This window comes from Janthinobacterium fluminis, from assembly GCF_028595325.1.
GTDB lineage: Bacteria > Pseudomonadota > Gammaproteobacteria > Burkholderiales > Burkholderiaceae_D > Janthinobacterium > Janthinobacterium fluminis.
Genome location: NZ_JAQQXR010000002.1, coordinates 1 through 15782, shown reverse-complemented (window position 1 = coordinate 15782; position 15782 = coordinate 1). Strand labels below are relative to the sequence as shown.

Genomic DNA, 15782 nt, shown 5'->3' with positions numbered 1-15782 from the left:
TTCCGTAAAGTGTTATTGAACGCGCTGGATGCGGCCGGCCGGCGTCGCGCTGCCGGCCGGATTGCCGGCGCGGTCGCGTTTGCCCAGATAGTCGGCCAGCGCGTCGGTGTCGCGGATGTGGGTGCGGACGCGCTGCGTGCCTTCGGCAAACACGGGGAAATTGTCGCCGCCCTCGGCCAGGAAGTTGTTCACCACCACGCGGTACGGCTTGGCGTCGTCCAGCGGCGCGCCCTTCAAGCGCACGCTGCCGGGCAGCACGCGCTGGCCCTGCGGCCGCCTGCCGTCCCAGCGGTACTGAAAGCCGTCCGACACCTGCAGCACGCCGTGCAGATCGGCGCCGTCCTGGCCCCATTGCTGTTCCAGCAGCGCGCGGATCTGCGCGCCCGTCAGCGTCATCACGACCAGCGTGTTACCGAAGGGCAGCACCATCTGCGTCTGCCCCGTCGTGCTGACCAGGTCGGCGCCGGCTTCGAGGTCCTTGCGCAGGCCGCCGTTGTTCATGAAGGCGATCTGCGCGCCGGCCGCCTGGCCGGCCGCCAGCGTGGCGTCGGCCACCAGATTCCCCAGCGCCGTCTCGCCCGCGGCCGATTTCTCGCGCCCGACGCTGGCGACGGCCAGGCGCGCCACCGGCCGCGCCAGCGCCGCCGCGCTGCGCTCGCGCACGGCGTTCAGGTACTCGCTCATGACCGGGTCTTCCGGATAGGTGCCCTGGGTCATGACGATGTTGCGCGCGCTCGCGGCGAGCACGCGCTTGCTGTCGGGGTCGACGCTGAGCTTGATGCGCGAAAGCATGTGGCCGCCCATGTCGGCCTGGGTCACCAGGCGGCCGTCGACGCGGCAAGTGTAGCCGGTGTGCGAGTGCCCGCTGACGACGACGCTGATGGACGGGTGCAGCCGCTCGACGACGTCGACGATGGGGCCTTTCAGGGTGCTGCAGTCGGGCTGGTCGAAAGGCTCGCTGCTGTGCCCGCCCTGGTGGAGCAGCACGACGAACACGCCGACGCCCTGGGCGCGCAGCTCCGGCAGCACGCGGTTGACGGCGTCGGCCTCGTCGCCGAACTCCAGGCCGGCGATGCCGGAGGCCAGCACCACCGAGGCCGTGCCTTTCAGCACGGCGCCGATGAAGGCGATCTTGATGCCGTGCGCCGTCTCGACGCGGTAGGCCGGCATGAAGGGCTTGCCGGTGGCGCTGTCGAGCACATTGGCGGCCAGATAGCTGAACTTGGCGCCGTGGTAGGTCGGTTCGTACTGGCAAGCCTTGTCGGGACGGGGCGAGACGCAGCCGCCCTCCTGCTGGCGTAGCAGCTCCAGGCGGCCCTGGTCGAATTCGTGGTTGCCGACCGAGGTCGCGCGCAGGCCCAGCAGGTTCAGCGCGCCGATGCTGGGCTCGTCCGCCCACATCGCCGACATGGCCGGGCTGGCGCCGACCAGGTCGCCGGCGCCGACCAGCAGCAGCTCGCGGTCTTCCTGGCGCCAGGCCTGCAGGGCCGCCGCCACCGTGTCGATGCCGCCCGCCTCGATCGTGTGCGGGGTCTTGTCGATGACGCTGGTGTAACGGAATTTGCTGCGCTCCAGATTGCCATGAAAGTCGTTCAGCGCCACCAGATTGATGTCGACCGGCCCGCTGGAACGGGTGGCGCAGCCGCCCATCAGCAGGACCAGGGCGGCGGCGGCCGCGAGGGGGCTCAGGTAAGTTTTCATGGCGTAGGCAAAAGTAATATTTTTCAAAAAGCAATAGGGTACATCAGCTGCGGGCGCCGCGCTCGGCGCGCCGCACAGCGGGAAAAAAAACGGCCGGTGTTGCCACCAGCCGTTTCTGCACTATCGAAGCAACAAGCTTAGAACTCGTACTTCAGTGTTGCCTGGAGCGCCCACTGGGATTCGCCCTTGGCTTGGCGCACGTCGTAGTCCTCGACCTTGTCGCGTACTTTGTAGATGTAACGGCCCTGTGCATCCAGGCCGACGTAATCGACGAAGCTGCGCGCCTGGCCGCCGTTCGACTGGAAGCCGACTTCATTGATACGGCCCCATTTCTTGTTCAGCAAATTGCCGACGTTGAAAATGTCGAAAGTGAACGACGCCTTGTGGTTCTTCGAGAAGCCTGGCAATTCCTGGCGGATGCGCAAGTCAAAGCTGTTGGTCCACGGCGCGAAGCTGCTGTTACGCCCCACCACGCCGCCGGCGGCATTCTTCAGGTTCTTGTTGGCATTCACCACGGACCAGAACTTGTCCTCGTTGGCGTGGCTGCCGCCGACGTCGCCGGCGAACACTACCTGGCCCGAGCCTGGCGCCGAAGGGATGAACATCAAGTCGTTGCCAGCCAGGCCGTCACCGTTCAAGTCGTTGTTGACGGTCCAGCTGTACGGCTTGCCGGTGCGGCCTTCATAAAACACGCCCAGCGTGGTCTTGTAGGCGCCGAAGAAAGCCTTCTCGAAGTTCAGCAGTGCGTTGATGCGGTCCTTCACCAGATAGCTCGAATTGGCCGCCACTTCCTCATTCGGGTTGAACACGGCGCGACCGGCCCAGTTCGAGTTCGACACGGACGACGTCAACGGCGACACTTCCGTGGCGTCCGTGTAGGTATAGGCCACCGACCAACCGAAGCCCTTGCTCAGAGGACGGCTGAGCGACAGCGTGGCCAGGCTGCCACCGCCTTTTTCTGTCCGGGTCGCGGCCAGAACGTTGTTGTAAGCAACGTTGCTGCCTGCACGCGCGCGACTGCTGCTGCACGAACCGGCCGCATTGGAAGCGGTCGATTTGACGCTGCCGTTCATGTCCCAGCAATCGCTGGCATAGCCCTGCGCCGTGTAGTACAGCGCGCGGCCGTCGGTGCCGGTCTTGGTCGGCGCGCCCAGGTTCAGGTGCTGATAGTAAATACCGTCGCGGTTCTTGGTGTACAGGTATTCCGCGCTGAAAACGATACCGAACCAAGGCAGTTCCGTGTCGAATGCCAGATTGGCTTTCCAGACCGCAGGTTGGCGCAGGCCGGGCGCCAGCACGTCAACGTTGGCCGCGCCAACGGAAATGCTCGGCTGCTTGGTCGGATCAGGATTGAACACGCCGTCCTTGCCGGAACCATCCTTGTTCAGGCAGGATGCATAGCCGGACGTGCCGCAACCCTGCACCTGGGTCGCCACGCCTGGGTTGGCGAATGGGTTGGACAACCACACGGCCGCAGCCGCGCCCTGGAACAGGCCCGCGCCGCCGCGCAATTGCATATTGCGCGTGCTGTCGAGAGTCAAATTGAACCCTGCGCGCGGCTGTATCAAATTCTGGCCGTCGATGGTGAGGGTATTGTCGACGCCAAAACCGCCGGTGCGGCGCCAACCGCTGGCAGCCGTCGCTTCCACCATAGGCGCGGCGGCGGCGGTGTTGGCGCGTGGACGCTCGCCGATGCGCGCCGAATCGATGCGCACGCCGTAGGAGATGGTCAGGCGCGGATTGACGGTCCAGGTATCCTGGACAAACGTGCCGTAGTTCTTCAGGCTGAAACGGGCGGCCGTGTCATCCAGCGCGATGCCGGGGGCCGGGAATTGCACCTGATACGTGCTAAACCGGCCGCGACTAAAGTTTTCCAACACCGCCTGGGCGATCTGCTCCGGCGTCGCCGCGACCTCCCCGCTCTTCGGATTGCCACAGTTGGTCGAGCCGAAACTATAGGTGTAGTTCGCACTGCTGCTAACGCAGCTGAATGTATAGTTACCATACATATTCTGCAGGTAGGCGTTGTAGACGTCGTTCTTGCTGTAGTCGCCGCCGAACTTCACCTCGTGCGCGCCCAGCGACCAGTTGGCGCCCAGGTAGGCGTCCTTGGTCTTGGTGTTCAGGATATTGCGGTGGCGGTTTTGCTCCGTACCGAAATTCAGGTAACGGCGGTCGGTTGGCACCGCCGACGGCGTGCCGGCCGGATTGGCGCCGGTAAATAACAAGCCGATTGCCGGCAGCGTCGAATTATTCGCCGGCGCGCTGTCATAGTCGCGCGACGATACCTTGAACTCCGTCGCGAAGGTCGGGGTCCAGTCGGCGAACCATTGACCGACCAGGGTTTCGAGGCTCTTCTTCTGCGAGAACCAGTGGGACGACAGCGACAGGCCGGTGGAACTGGTGTTCGGGAATTGCGGCTCGGCCTGGTTGGTCCGCGAATAGCGCATCATCGCGCGGTGCGATTCGTTGATGTTCCAGTCCAGCTTCAACAACAGGTCGTCCACTTTCAGCGACTGGCCCGAGGCGTCGAAACTGCCGGCGTTGAAGTTGTACTTGCTCTTGGCGATGGCCTGGGCCTTGGCGATGGCGTCCGGCGTGATGCCGACGTTGGTCATATTGCTGCCCAGCGGGCCGAACGGCGCCGTGGTGCGGCTGCTGTCGAGCGTTTCATACGCGGCGAACAGGAACAACTTGTCCTCGATCAGCGGCGCGCCGAGGGTCATGCCCTTGGTCGTTTCGCGGAACGGCGCCGGCTTGCTGTAGGTGTCGTTGCTGCTGTTGTAACGGTCGCCCGCCGTCGAGTCATTGCGGAACACGTAGTAGACGCTGCCTTTGGCGGTGTTCGTGCCGGACTTGGTGACGGCGTTGATGTTGGCGCCTGTGTAACCCTTTTGCGTGACGTCGTAATTGGCCACGTTCACCTGCACCGACTGGATCGCGTCGATCGAGATCGGCTGCTTGGCGGTCGGGCTGCCGTTCGCTTCCAGGCCGAAGGTGTCGTTGACGGCCACGCCGTCGACGGTCATCGAGTTGTAGCGCGAGTTCTGGCCGGCCACGGACATTTCGCCGCGCTCTTTGTCGGTTTGCGACACGCGCGGATCGGAACGGGCATAGTCCTGCAAATTGCGCTGGATCGAAGCCTGCATCGCCATTTCGCGCGCGCCGATGTTCGTGCCCGCGCCCATATTCGATTTGCTGAACTTGTCGGAGCGCACCGCGCTGCCGGTCACGGTCACGGACTGGATCGCCGTGGCGCCCAAGGTGGCGTCGACACTGGCCGTCTCGGCCAGTTGCACGAACACACCTTCGCGTTTTTCCATCACGCCGTTTTTGCTGATAGTGATCGTGTAAGGACCGCCGACGCGCAAGCCGCGCGCAACGTAGCGGCCTTGCGCGTCGGTGACAACATTGTTGACCGAGCCAGATTCCGTGTGCACGATGGTGACGGTGGCGCCGCTGGCCGGCTGGCCGTCGCTGCCGGAGATGCGGCCGCCGATGGCAGAAGTGGTGTTCTGCGCGAACGACGGTGCCGCTGCCAGCGCGATAGACAAGCTGAGTGCTATCTGCGTCAGCCGAAGCCGTTTGTGATTGATCATTGTATAACCCCAAAAAAGACTATTTTATTTTGTGAGATTTGCGCGCGAATAACGCGAAAAACCCTTCTTTACTATGCTGCAACTGATACGTCGGCCGGCCTGAACGCTGCCGCCCCGCCAGACAAAATCGGGCGCATCCGCTTCCATTTCACGCAAACACACCCCTATTTATGCCCAATACGCGGCCTCGGCAAACTTCCCCGCCGGCCCCTTCCGTCTCATCGTTGCCCGGTGCAACGCGAGAGTGTAATGGTTAAATATTTCAAGGTTATGACACATTGATGACGTCGAAAACAGTCAAAAAAGACCGCGTAAGGGCCCCGAAAAACTTGCCGCATAGCGAATAGTTTAACTTTTTGGCATTACATTCGCGCCACTATGCATTAAGGAAAAATGGATGACAAATACGTTTTTTCTTAAGAATTTATACATTAAAGATATAAATTGCCCGCAACAAAACAAAGGTTTTTTCCCTTCATCAAAGGGGAAAAGTCCGTGGGGCAAGATTATAAATGAGCAAATGTTGCTTGAATTTGATTCACGTCCAAATTGAAAAAAAGGACGGGATTTACTGCGGATTGTGTAGCACGGCCACCACACAATGTATAAAAAGATATTATTGGTAGCGATAACACGAAAGAGAGGAAGCGGCCGGCGAGTCCGGCCGCGCACTGGGGCACTGCGGCGCGCGGAGCGCGCGCCGCATCGATTACGGTTTAGGCGCTGTGGTTTTTTTGTGCGCCGCAGCGATCGCCGCTTCAAAGGCGGCGAAGCGGCCGTCGAGCTGCTTGATCAAGCGTTGCTTATCCGCGTCCGCCAGGAAGGAATAGCGCAGGCTGTTGTAGGACAGCTTTTTGACTTCCGCATAATCGGTCTTGTAGCGGCTGGCGAACAGCACATACTCGCCCGACAGATTGTTGCGCGACACGCCAGGATCGTCGGTCGAGATGACCAAAGGCACGCCGTGCCTGCGGTACAGGTCCAGCGGGTGCGCCGCGTTCTTGACGCCGGCGATGAACTCGTTGCTGGTCAAATTGATTTCCACGGGAATGCCCCGTTCTCGCATCGTCTGCAAGATCGCCAGCGCCTTCGTTTCATGCGCAAGGTCAATGCCGTGGCCGATACGGTCGGCGCCGGCCACCTCGATGGCGTCGCTGATGTGGAAGCTCAACCCTTCCGGCGGCACCATGCCCAGCGCCAGCTCGCCGGCGTGCAGCGCCAGCTTGACGGATGGATACTTGGCTTTCAGGAATTTGAACATCTGCATGTGCAGCGCGTAGTCGCGCATCGACACATGAAAGTTTTCCGCGCCGACGATATTCACGCCCACCACTTGCGGACTCTGGCTGGCCAATTTGAAACCGGCCAGCATCGACGAAAACACTTGCGACGGCGACAGGAAGCGCAGCACATAGGCCTGGTAGCGCATGCTGAACTGGGCGTCGTCGACGCCCGCACTGCTGGTCTTCACATTGGCCAGGTAGTTGGCAATGTTTTGCTGGAAGCCGGCGTCACGCTCCAGCGTTGCGCTCAGCGCCGCCATCTGCGCGCCCAGGTCGGTGCCGGGCTGCGCCACTTTCTGGTCGAAGTCGGCGTCCTGCGTGAACGGCGCCAGCTCGAAGATGGTTTCGATATAGGCCAGGTTTTCCTTGATGGCGCGCTGCTTCAGCGTCAGCAAACCTTCGTTGGTATTGGTCGACGCGACGGGGCCGAAGTAGCCGAAGGTGTCGAAGAACTGGCGGTCCGGCGGCGACTGCAGCGCGCCGTGGTTGGAGAAATCCTTGATCGACCAGCGCTGCAGCAGCTCGCGGTACATGGCGTTGTCGGCGATCACCTCGGCCGACGACAGGCAAGTCCCCTTGGCGCGGCCGGCGGCGATGGCCGCCGGAACGCTGACGATCTGATAAGTGGCCTTGTCGACGCAGTAGTGCTGCTTGTCGACCCACTCCAGATATTGCTCGGCGTAGATGGCGCCCGAGTAATGGTGGTGCAAATCCCCGCCCTTCGGCATCATCGAAAAGAACATCGTCAGCTCGGCCATCTTCGGCTGCGCGCCGGAAACGAGTGCGGCGAAATGGCGTTTCGTCACCTCTTCATTCGACGCCGCCGTGGCGGCATGGGCGCCGCCCGCCAGGGCCAGCGCGATCATCAGGCAGGGGAATTTCTTTTGCATGTGGTGCTTTCTATTGGATTAAGGACACTGTCGGAGCGGGGCTCGTCGGCCGAAAAAATAGCTAGGCGGCGCGCTGGTGCACCCGGCGGCCGGCGGCGAAGGTGACGGCGACCGCGCGGTCGTCGCCCAGCAGCGCCAGCGCGAACAGCAACTCTTCCAGGCTGTTGCAGCGCGCGGTGCGGCGCGCCAGCAGCGGCGTCGCCTTCGGGTCGAGGACGATGAAGTCCGCTTCCGCGCCGGCGGCGAAGTTGCCGATCGTGCCTTCGAGTTGCATGCCGCGGGCGGCGCCCAGTGTCGCCAGGTAAAACATACGCATTGCCGGCAAATAACTGCCTTTCATGCGCGCTACTTTATAGGCTTCATTCATCGTTTGCAACATCGAGAACGAGGTGCCGCCGCCGACGTCCGTCGCCAGCGACAGCGGCACGCGGGCCGCGTCGGCGCGCTCGAAGTCGAACAGGCCGCTGCCGAGGAACAGGTTGGAGCTCGGGCACACCGCCGCCGCCGACTGGGTTTCCGCCATCCGTTCGCGGTCGCGCTCGCTGAGCCAGATGCAGTGGCCGTACATGGCGCGCGGGCGCAGCATGCCGTAGTGGTCGTAGACGTCGAGGTAGCTGCGGGCGTTCGGGAACAGCGATTTGACCCATTGGCATTCGTCCTCGTTTTCCGCCACATGGGTTTGCAGATAGGTGTCCGGATAAGCGCGCGCCAGCTCGCCGGCCAGCGCCAGCTGGGCTGGCGTCGAAGTCGGGGCGAAGCGCGGCGTGATCGCGTACAGCGCGCGGCCGCGCTTGTGCCAGCGCTGTATCAAGTCTTCCGTGTCGCGCGCGCCGCCCTCGGCCGTGTCGCGCAGGAATTCCGGGCAGTTGCGGTCCATCATCACCTTGCCGGCCACCATGCGCAACTGGCGCGCCTCGCTGGCCGCGAAGAAGGCGTCGACGGATGCCGGATGCACGGTGCAGTACACCATCGCCGTCGTTGTGCCGCAGCGCAGCAGCTCGTCGAGGAAGAAGTCGGCCACGTCGCGCGCGTGCGCGGGATCGGCGAACTGGCGCTCCGTCGGAAAGGTGTAAGTCTCCAGCCACGGCAGCAGGCCGGGCGCCGGCGAGGCGATCATGTCCGTTTGCGGAAAATGCACATGGGTGTCGATGAAGCCGGGCAGGATGAGCTTGCCGCGATGGTCTTCGACGACGCTGCCGGGCGGCAGGCTGGCATGCAACTGGGCATAGTCGCCGGCCGCCTGGACCTTGCCGTCGGCAATAATCAGCAGGCCGTCCTCGTGCCAGGCGTGGGCCTGCTCGCTGAACGCGGGATCGGCGTGGAAGTGCAGCAAGCTTGCCCGGTAAGCTTGCGGGGTGGGTGTTGCTGTCGACATGATTGCTTTCTTTTTCTAAAACTGGTGAGTTACTTTGACGACGCCGCCCGAGGCTGCCAGCCTGAGCGGCGCGGTGGCGCGGGTGGCCGCCGCGGCCGCCTCCCACACCATGAGAAGTTGGGCACAGACGGCGACGGCGATCGCGGCCGGGGCCTTGTTGCCGATGCCGGGCAAACCGATCGGGCACACCATCGCCTCGATGCGCGCCGGGTCCACGCCGCGCGCGCGCAGCCGGTGCTCGAATTGCCGGCGCTTCGTCTGCGAACCGATCAGGCCGAACCAGCCGACATCGGCGCGCGCCATGATCGCCTCGGTCAAGCGCTGGTCGAGCGCGTGGCTGTGCGTCATGACAAGGAAGCTGGCGCCGGACGGCGCCTCGCCGACCAGGGCTTCCGGCATGTCCGTCGCTTCGATGCGGACATGCTGCGGCACGACCGCAGGGAACATGTCCTCGCGTTCGTCGACCCAGGTGATATTGCAGGGCAACTCGGCCAGCGCGCGCACGATGGCCGCGCCGACGTGGCCGGCGCCGAACAGCGTCAGATGGGCGCGCGGCGCCAGGCAGGGATCGACCAGCCAGCGCCGCCCGGCGCCGTCCCGCAGCACATGCGCGGCGCGTTCCAGCGCGCACGGCGCCAGCGCGTCCTTGCCCGTGCCGGCGATGACGTTTCCAGCAGCATCCAACAGCAGGGATGCGGCCGCGCCGTCGATGGCGCTGACGCGCCAGCTATCTTCCTGGCCGCGCCGGCGCAGGGCCTCCAGCACGGCGGCCAAGTCTGCGTCGACGCGTTCAAAGGCCAGATGCACGACACCGCCGCAACACTGGCCCAGGCTGGGACCGAGGGCGAAGCGCTCGATGCGCGCGGGCGCGGCGGCGCCGGCCAGCATGCCCCGCGCCAACTCGATCGCGCGCATTTCCAGGTGGCCGCCGCCTATCGTGTCAAACCGCTGCGTGGCGGTGACGAGCATCTTCGCGCCGGCTTCGCGCGGGCCGGAACCCTCGACGATCGCCACCGTGATCAGCACCGCCCCGGCATCGCCGGCGCCCGTCAGCCAATTGTCCATCATGCCGCCCCGGCGTCCGCCGACTCGACCGCGGCGATGGCCTTGAGGATTTCCTCGCAGGTGGCCGGCGCATTGAGCGGCGGATTGACGCGGTGGCCGGCGACGCTGGAGATGGCGTCGCGGATCGCGAAAAACACGGAAAACGGCAGCAGCAGCGGCGGCTCGCCGACGGCCTTGGAGCGGTGAATGCTGTCCTCCACATTCTGATTGTTGAACAGGCGCACGCGGAAGTCCTCGGGGCAATCGGAGACGCCCGGAATCTTATACGTCGACGGCGCGTGCGTCATCAGTTTTCCCGCCGCGTTCCACCACAGTTGCTCGGTGGTCAGCCAGCCCATACCCTGGATAAACGCGCCCTCCACCTGGCCCAGGTCGATGGCCGGGTTGAGCGACTGGCCTGCGTCGTACAGCACATCGGCGCGCAATAATTTCCACTCCCCCGTGAGCGTGTCGACGAGCACTTCCGACACCGCCGCGCCATAGGCGAAATACGAAAACGGATGACCGTTCATCGTCTTCGGGTCCCAGTGCAGATGCGGGGTCGCGTAGAAACCGTCGGACCACAATTGCACCCGCGCCAGATACGCTTTTTGCACCAGCTCGGTGAACGCCACGACATGCCCGTTGACGTGCACGGCGTTGTCGTAAAAGTCCACCACCGCAGCGTCGCCGCCGTACAGTTTGACCGCGTGGGCGGCCAGCCGTTCGCGGATCTGCCGCGCCGCATCCTGCGCCGCCTTGCCATTCAAATCGGCGCCCGTCGAGGCGGCCGTGGCCGAGGTGTTGGCAACCTTGCTGGTGTCGGTGGCGGTGGCGCGCACATGCGCGATATCCAGCCCCAGCTCATGCGCGACGACCTGCATCACCTTGGTGTTGATGCCCTGCCCCATCTCCGTGCCGCCGTGGTTGACCAGCACCGAGCCGTCGACATACACATGCACCAGCGCACCGGCCTGGTTCAGATGGGTGACGTTGAACGCGATGCCGAATTTGAGCGGCGTCAAGGCCAAGCCTTTTTTCAGCACCGGGCTGCTTCGATTGAAGGCGTCGACGGCGGCGCGGCGGACGCGGTAGGCGCTGCTGGCTTCCAGCTCGGCGCTCAACTCGACGATCACGTTGTCGACGATTTTCTGCCCATAAGGCGTGACATTGCGGCCCTCGGCGTCGTTGCGGCCGTAAAAATTCAGGCGGCGGATATCCAGCGCATCGCGGCCCAAATTACGGGCGATATCGTCGATGATGTACTCGATGGCGATCGCCCCCTGCGGCCCGCCGAAGCCACGGAAGGCCGTGTTCGACTGCGTGTTGGTCTTGCCGCAGGCGGCGCGGATCTCGACGTCGGACAGGTAATAGCTATTATCGAAATGGCAGACGGCACGGGTGGCGACGGGGCCGGACAAGTCGGCCGAAAAGCCGGCGCGCAACACCATGTCGACCTTGGCCGCGAGGATCTTGCCGTCGGCATCGTAGCCGACCGCGTACTCGTAGTAAAAACAGTGGCGCTTGCCGGTGACGAGCATATCGTCGTCGCGGTCGGCGCGCAACTTGACCGGGCGCTTCAGTTTGGACGCGGCAATGCTGGCCGCCGCCGCCCACAGGGCCGACTGCGATTCCTTGCCGCCGAAACCACCGCCCATGCGCCGGCATTCGACCGTGATGTTGTGCGCGTGCACGCCCAGCGCGTGCGCAACCACGTGCTGCATCTCGCTCGGGTGCTGGGTCGAACACAACACCAGCATGCCCTGGTCTTCCTTCGGAATCGCGTAGGAAATCTGGCCTTCCAGATAGAACTGTTCCTGGCCGCCGACCGACAATTCACCCGTGACGACGTGCGGCGCGCGTTCAAACGCGGCCTGGTAGTCGCCCCGTTTGAGCTGCATCGGCGGCAGCACATAGGAGTGCGCCGCCTTGGCCGCCTGCGGCGTCAGCACCGCCGGCAACTCCTCGTAGGTGACGCTGGCCAGGCGCGCGGCGCGGCGCGCATTGTCGTGGCTGTCCGCCACGACAATAAAGATCGGCTGCCCGACATACTGCACCAGGCCAGAGGCCAGGATGGGATCGTCATGGATGATGGGGCCGCAATCGTTGCTGCCGACAATGTCCTGCGCCGTATAGGCCGCGACCACGCCGCGCGCCTGCAGCACCGCCGCCAGATCGATGGCGAGAATCTTTGCGTGCGGCTTTTGCGACAGCCCCAGCGCCGCGTGCAGCGTACCTTGCAGCTCGGGAATGTCATCCGTGTAGGTGGCCTGGCCGAGCACATGCAACTGCGCCGACTCGTGCGCGCGCGGCACGCCGACCGCGGCCCACGCCGCCTTCAATGCTGGTGTGCCTGGATGGTTCATGATGATTCCTCTCCGGCGCGGCAGGCGAAAACATTGACGCCGCCAGGGGCCAGGGGGGTATCGCTGCGGGTTTCAAACCAAAAACGACGCAACAGGTTTTGCGCCGCCTTCATCCGGTAGGCGCCCGACGCGCGCATATCGGACAGCGGCGCGTAATCTTGCTCCATCAACTGCATTGCGGCATACAGATTGGACTCGCTCCATTCCTGCCCGTTCAAAAACGCCTCCGCGTGACTGGCCCGTTTCGGTGTGGCCGCCATGCCGCCGAAGGCGATGCGCGCCTCCTTGATGCGGCCGGCGTCCAGCGTAAAAGCGAACGCCGCGCACACTGCGGAAATATCCTGGTCGAAGCGCTTGGCCAGCTTGTAGGTGCGGAACTGCACGCCCGCGCGCGGCAAGGGCACGCGCACGGCCGCAACAAACTCGTCCGCCAGCAAATCCTTCTTTTGATACGCGAGGTAGAAATCTTCCAACGCCATCACGCGCTGGCCGGCGCTGCCGCGCAGCACAATGTCGCTGCCCAGCGCGATCAGCCACGGCATCGAATCGCCGATCGGCGAACCGTTGGCGACGTTGCCGCCCAGCGTGCCGGCGTTGCGGATCGGCAGCGAGGCGAAGCGCTGCCACATATCGGACAATTGCGCCGGGTAGTGCGCGCACAGCGCCGCGTAGGCATCGTTGAGTGTCACGCCGGCGCCGATTTCCAGCACGCCATCGGCCGCCCGCAGCGTTTTCAAGGCGTCGACATGGCCGAGATAAATGATGTCGCCCAGATCGCGCATCTGCTTGGTGACCCACAGGCCGACGTCAGTCGAACCGGCCAGCAACAACGCGTTCGGGTGCTCGGCGCGCACCTGCACCAGCTCGTCCAGCGTGCGCGGCGCGAAGAATTGCCGGCCGTGCGCGCGGTACGTCGCCATCGTGTCGCGCCGCAGCGCCTGCAATTGCCGCGTCAGCGCCGCGCGGTCGAATGCGACGCGGGGATAGTCGCCCATACGCCGGGCCGCCTCGATGATGGGGCGGTAGCCGGTGCAGCGGCACAGATTGCCGGACAGGGCGTCGTCGATCTCGCGCCGCTGCGGCCTGCCTTCCTGCTTCAAATACATGCCCCACAGCGACATGGCGAAACCCGGCGTACAGAAACCGCACTGGGAACCGTGGCATTCGACCAGCGCCTGTTGCACCGGATGCAGCGTGCCGTCGGCCTGCTGCAAATCCTCCACCGAGAACAGGGCCTTGCCATCCAGCGTGGGCGTCAACTGGATACAGGAATTGACGGCCTTCAATTCCAGCAGGCCATTCTGCAAGCTGCCGATCACCACGGTGCACGCGCCGCAGTCGCCCTCGGCGCAGCCCTCCTTGGTGCCGGTGCAATGCAAATCCTCGCGCAGATGCTGCAACACAGTCTGCGTCGTCGACACATCGGCGACTTCCCGCACCGCGCCACGGTAATAAAATTTCACAGGTTCCGACATGGTGGCCTCAGCTTTGTCCCAGCGCGCAGATTAACACTCGGGCGCCTCACCATTATGGCCTGGCGCTGATGTCGCTTATCAGCCAAGTCGCATACTGCGGCTATGCCATGCGCCCTAATTCATTTTACATATGGATGTGCCGAATGCCAGTGTTCCGCGATATCAATGCGGCGCGTGATCCAGACCTGTTCGTGGCCCTGCACATAATCGAGGAAACGCGCCAGGGCGGCGGCGCGCGCGGGCCGGCCGACCAGGCGGCAATGCAAACCAATCGACAACATCTTCGGCTGGTTCAAGCCATTCGGATCGCCCTCCGCGTACAACACGTCGAAGGCATCCTTCAAGTAATCGAAGAACTGCGTGCCGGAGTTAAAACCCTGCATCGCCGCGAAGCGCATATCGTTGGTGTCCAGCGTGTACGGCACCACCAAGTGCGGCCGCACCAGCGCCGCACCGGCCGCGTCGGTGTACGCAACCGACTCCCAGAACGGCAAATCGTCGCCGTAATAGTCGGAGTCGTAGCGGAAGCCGCCATGCTCGACCACCAGCTTACGCGTATTCGGCGAATCGCGGCCCGTGTACCAGCCCTGCGGCGTCGCGCCCGTCAGTTCCTCGATGATGGCGACGGCCTCGCGCAGATGCGCGCGCTCGCCCGCCTCATCCATATTCTGATACGAAATCCAGCGCAAACCGTGGCAGGCAATCTCATGGCCCAGCTCCTGAAAGGCCGCCACAGCCTCCGGGTTGCGTTTCAAGGCCATGGCCACGCCGAACACCGTCAGCGGCAAAGCGCGCTCCTCGAACAGGCGCAGCAAGCGCCACAAGCCCGCGCGCGAACCGTATTCGTAAATCGACTCCATGCTAAGGTGACGCATCGGAAAAGCCGCCGCGCCGATCATCTCCGACAAGAACGTTTCCGACGCCGCATCGCCGTGCAAGACATTGTTTTCCGCGCCCTCCTCATAGTTCAGTACGAACTGCAAGGCAATGCGGGCGCGGCCCGGCCATTGCGGATGGGGCGGCGTGCGGCCATAGCCGATCAGATCGCGAGGATAGTTATCGTAAGTAGACATGGATGGGCGGCGCCGATGACAAATATATGCCCAATAATATAGTGACAAACCCGCACCAGTATATGATTTGCACGATAAGCATTTTCAACTTCGACATATAGGACAAACAATGGGCAAACTGAGCACGCACGTATTGGACATAGCGCAAGGCAAACCGGGGGCGGGCGTCAAGGTTGCGCTGTTCTCCGTCGGCGCCGAAGGCAAAACCCTGCTGAAGATGGACATCACCAATGCCGACGGGCGCTGCGGCGCGCCGCTGCTGGAAGGCGACAGCATGAAAGTCGGGCAATACGAGCTGGTATTCAACGCCGGCGACTACTTCGCGGCCCAGGGCATTGAACTGCCCGCGCCGCGCTTCATCGACCTCGTCACGCTGGCCTTCGGCATCGCCCACGCCGAGCAAAACTACCACGTGCCGCTGGTAGTGTCGCCGTGGTCATATTCGACCTACCGCGGCAGCTAGGTCCGCGCGCCAAAGCCCCAGAATCAGATGCAAGGACTCAGGGGTCTGACCCCGGCCTTCTGGGGTCTGACCCCGGCTTTGGACGTGGAGCATGCAAAGCCCCAAACGAAAAAAACCCCGTCAGGCACAAGGCGCCAACGGGGTTTTTTAATATAACTAGCCTGACGATAACCTACTTTCACACTGGTTGCAGCACTATCATCGGCGCAAAGTTGTTTCACGGTCCTGTTCGGGATGGGAAGGGGTGGGACCAACTTGCTATGGTCATCAGGCATAACTTGTAAAACCGCCTGCCCCCAACGGGGCGGCAAGCGGCTCAATCTGGAAGAAGTAAAGTGTAAAACTGGGCAGCGATTTGTATTGTCAACAAACGGCAGCGCGTCATTTCTTATCTCCACACCTGCTAAGGTTATAGGGACAAGCCGTACGGGCAATTAGTACTGGTTAGCTTAATGCATTACTGCACTTCCACACCCAGCCTATCAACGTCCTGGTCTCGAACGACCCTTCAAA

General features: G+C 63.3%; 9 protein-coding genes and 2 rRNA genes. 1 reads left to right on the top strand and 10 read right to left on the bottom strand.

The features are described 5' to 3' along the window. Nucleotides 1–12: 12 nt before the first annotated feature. From OIK44_RS05920 to puuE, 8 genes are all read right to left on the bottom strand, one after another. Complete coding sequence (locus OIK44_RS05920; protein ID WP_273669812.1) at nucleotides 13–1701, bottom strand: bifunctional metallophosphatase/5'-nucleotidase; 1689 nt, start codon at nucleotides 1699–1701, stop codon at nucleotides 13–15. A gap of 137 nt (nucleotides 1702–1838) precedes the next feature. Further along, a complete protein-coding gene (locus tag OIK44_RS05915) occupies nucleotides 1839–5255 on the bottom strand; it encodes a TonB-dependent receptor (RefSeq protein ID WP_337587191.1) in 3417 nt (1138 codons plus the stop codon). Nucleotides 5256–6009: 754 nt separating this feature from the next. After that, nucleotides 6010–7473, bottom strand: a complete 1464-nt coding sequence (locus tag OIK44_RS05910) for an adenosine deaminase family protein (protein ID WP_273669810.1) — start codon at nucleotides 7471–7473, stop codon at nucleotides 6010–6012. Between the two features lie 61 nt (nucleotides 7474–7534). Further along, nucleotides 7535–8848 (bottom strand): guanine deaminase, encoded by a 1314-nt coding sequence (gene guaD, locus OIK44_RS05905; RefSeq protein WP_273669809.1) that lies wholly within the window; start codon nucleotides 8846–8848, stop codon nucleotides 7535–7537. A gap of 15 nt (nucleotides 8849–8863) precedes the next feature. Next, nucleotides 8864–9913 carry a xanthine dehydrogenase accessory protein XdhC gene (xdhC, locus tag OIK44_RS05900; RefSeq protein WP_273670347.1) on the bottom strand — a complete coding sequence of 350 codons (1050 nt, stop codon included), beginning with the start codon at nucleotides 9911–9913 and terminating at the stop codon, nucleotides 8864–8866. After that, nucleotides 9913–12258, bottom strand: coding sequence for a xanthine dehydrogenase molybdopterin binding subunit (xdhB, locus tag OIK44_RS05895; protein WP_273669808.1), 2346 nt, complete (start codon nucleotides 12256–12258; stop codon nucleotides 9913–9915). The genes xdhC and xdhB overlap by 1 nt, the downstream gene beginning before the upstream one ends. Next, on the bottom strand, nucleotides 12255–13733 hold the full coding sequence (gene xdhA, locus OIK44_RS05890) for a xanthine dehydrogenase small subunit (protein WP_273669807.1): 1479 nt from the start codon (nucleotides 13731–13733) through the stop codon (nucleotides 12255–12257). The genes xdhB and xdhA overlap by 4 nt, the downstream gene beginning before the upstream one ends. A 119-nt stretch (nucleotides 13734–13852) precedes the next feature. Beyond that, nucleotides 13853–14806, bottom strand: coding sequence for an allantoinase PuuE (puuE, locus tag OIK44_RS05885; RefSeq protein ID WP_273669806.1), 954 nt, complete (start codon nucleotides 14804–14806; stop codon nucleotides 13853–13855). 109 nt (nucleotides 14807–14915) lie between these two features. Here puuE and uraH point away from each other — a divergent pair, with 109 nt between their 5' ends. After that, the gene (gene uraH / locus OIK44_RS05880; protein WP_273669805.1) at nucleotides 14916–15269 is read left to right on the top strand and encodes a hydroxyisourate hydrolase; all 354 of its coding nucleotides are present in this window, start codon (nucleotides 14916–14918) and stop codon (nucleotides 15267–15269) included. 159 nt (nucleotides 15270–15428) lie between these two features. On the opposite strand, the gene rrf is transcribed toward uraH, so the two are convergent. Together rrf and OIK44_RS05870 are read right to left on the bottom strand one after the other, a co-directional pair. Then, nucleotides 15429–15541, bottom strand: a 5S ribosomal RNA gene (gene rrf, locus OIK44_RS05875). A gap of 141 nt (nucleotides 15542–15682) precedes the next feature. After that, nucleotides 15683–15782, bottom strand: a 23S ribosomal RNA gene (locus OIK44_RS05870); the annotation flags it as partial.